The organism is Streptomyces sp. NPDC052042, assembly GCF_044548345.1.
GTDB lineage: Bacteria > Actinomycetota > Actinomycetes > Streptomycetales > Streptomycetaceae > Streptomyces.
This window is the reverse complement of sequence record NZ_JBIUBU010000081.1, coordinates 1-2,020: the sequence shown is the minus strand read 5'-3', so window position 1 is coordinate 2,020 and position 2,020 is coordinate 1. Positions and strand designations below refer to the sequence as shown.

1 protein-coding gene is annotated in these 2,020 nt (G+C 65.5%); it reads right to left on the bottom strand.

Translation table 11 applies throughout. The annotated features are described in order from the left end of the window. Positions 1-1,385, bottom strand: a 1,385-nt coding sequence (gene ltrA / locus ACIHCL_RS36940) for a group II intron reverse transcriptase/maturase (RefSeq protein ID WP_399868932.1), incomplete at its 3' end; no start/stop codon positions are given. Positions 1,386-2,020 lie beyond the last annotated feature (635 nt).

Here is a 2,020-nt window from a genome sequence, read left to right as displayed (position 1 = left end):
CGGTAGCGAGTGGTGCCCACCGTGATCGGGTTGAACAGTTCCCGGGTCTCCCCGGTCCACCATGATCTGCGGCCGCAGTAGCGGCTGAAGATCTTCCTCCGGCCCGTCTTGGGGTGCTTGCGCTGCACCCATCTCCAGACCGTTTGCCACATGTAGTTGCGCAGGTAGGAGAAGGTCGCGAAGGACACCCCGGGCCGGAAGTAGGCGCACCAGCCCCGCACTGCCGGATTGATCCGGACGAGCAGGGCATCGAGCGGCTGGTTCGTACCGACCTCTCGGCAGAGCGTCTTGACCTTGGCCATGACGGCCCGCAGGGCCTTCTTGGCAGGGTAGGTGTAGACGTAGTACCGGTTGGTGCCTGGTTTCCGGTGGCGCTGGATGTGCCAGCCGAGGAAGTCCAGGCCCTGCTCGATGTGGGTGATCAGAGTCTTCTCCGGCGACAGGCGCAGGCCCATCGTGGTGAGGACTTCCGCGATCTCGTCGCGTAGCGTTTCGGCGTCTGCCTTGGTGCCGTGAACCATCAGGCACCAGTCGTCCGCGTACCGGACCAGCCGGTAGTTGGGCAGACCTCGGCGTCGACGCCTTCGGCGCTCGTTGAGATCAGTTCCGGCGCCTCCCGACGCCTGGGCGATGTGCTCGTCCAGGACCGAGAGAGCGACGTTGCTGAGCAACGGCGAGAGGATCGAACCCTGCGGGGTGCCGGTGTCGTTGTCCCGCAGCAGGCCGTCCTCGCTGAGGATGCCCGCCTTGAGGAACGCCTTCACCAGGGCCAGGACGCGTTTGTCTCCGACGCGTGCCCGCACCCGCTCCATGAGAGCGGTGTGTGAGATCTCGTCGAAGCAGGCTTTGATGTCGCCTTCCACGATCCACTCGTACTTCTTGGACGTGAGCAGACGCACCTCGGCCACCGCGTCGTGAGCCCGGCGGTTCGGGCGGAACCCGTAGGAACACGGGAGGAAATCCGCCTCGAAGATCGGCTCCAACACCAGCTTCAAGGATGCTTGCACCACCCGGTCGGTGATCGTCGCGATCCCCAGTCGGCGCAGCTTGCCGCCCGCCTTGGGGATCATCCGCTCCCGCACCGGCATGGGCTGGAAACTACGGTCCTTGATCTGCGACCGCAGCACGTCGAGGAACTTCTCGACACCAACCCGCAGCGCGATGGACGACGCCGTGCGTCCGTCCACCCCGGCCGTGCGAGCACCCTTGTTGCCCCGCACCCGATCCCAGGCCACCAGCAGGAAGCCGGGATCGGCAACGAGATTGAACAGGTCGTCGAACCTGCGATGAGGATCATCACGAGCCCAACGGTGCAGCTTGGTCTGGATCTCCAGTACCCGGCGTTCGGCCTTCATCAAGGCCCACTCCAGTTCGTCGGTATTCACCGGCGAAAACCTCCTGACCTTCCAGTACTTCGGCCACTGACTTGCTGGCCCCCTTTGCCCTGCGACCGGCTTTCCCGATCCCCACGACGGGTCGTTACTCCCGCGACTACTACGGGGCCTCCGCCCCACCCACGGCCATCAGTCGGCAACGGACCTGCCCACCGCCGAACTGGCAGTCCGGCGGCTCGGGCGACCGCGGATGGTTCCCACGTTCACCACACAATCGATCGGTCAGGGAGACGCCCAGCTCTACTCCGGCAGCATCGCCACGCCTACGCCGCAGGCTTTCAACGTGGCCTCCCCACCGGAACAGGAAATCCGGCTTCGGAGTTGACCCGCCCATCCGAGGACACACAGGCCACGCGCTGCATACCGGCCCGTATCCACCAGATTTGAGCCGGCTCGCTGCTTACGGAGCTTCAACCACTGGTTCGCTTTCGCTACACCTTCTGACCTCGCTAGACGGACCCGCACCGTCCGGTAGTACCGGCACGTCCCGCCGTTGTCGGGGCTGCTTGCCGCCCTCCCCGGCGTTCCCCGGATCAGGCTGCCCCCAGCTTCACCAGGCCGCTGCGACGGCCCGGAGGTGGTGGCCTTTCACCTCCACTCGATTGCATCGCGCCTCGTGGCGCACT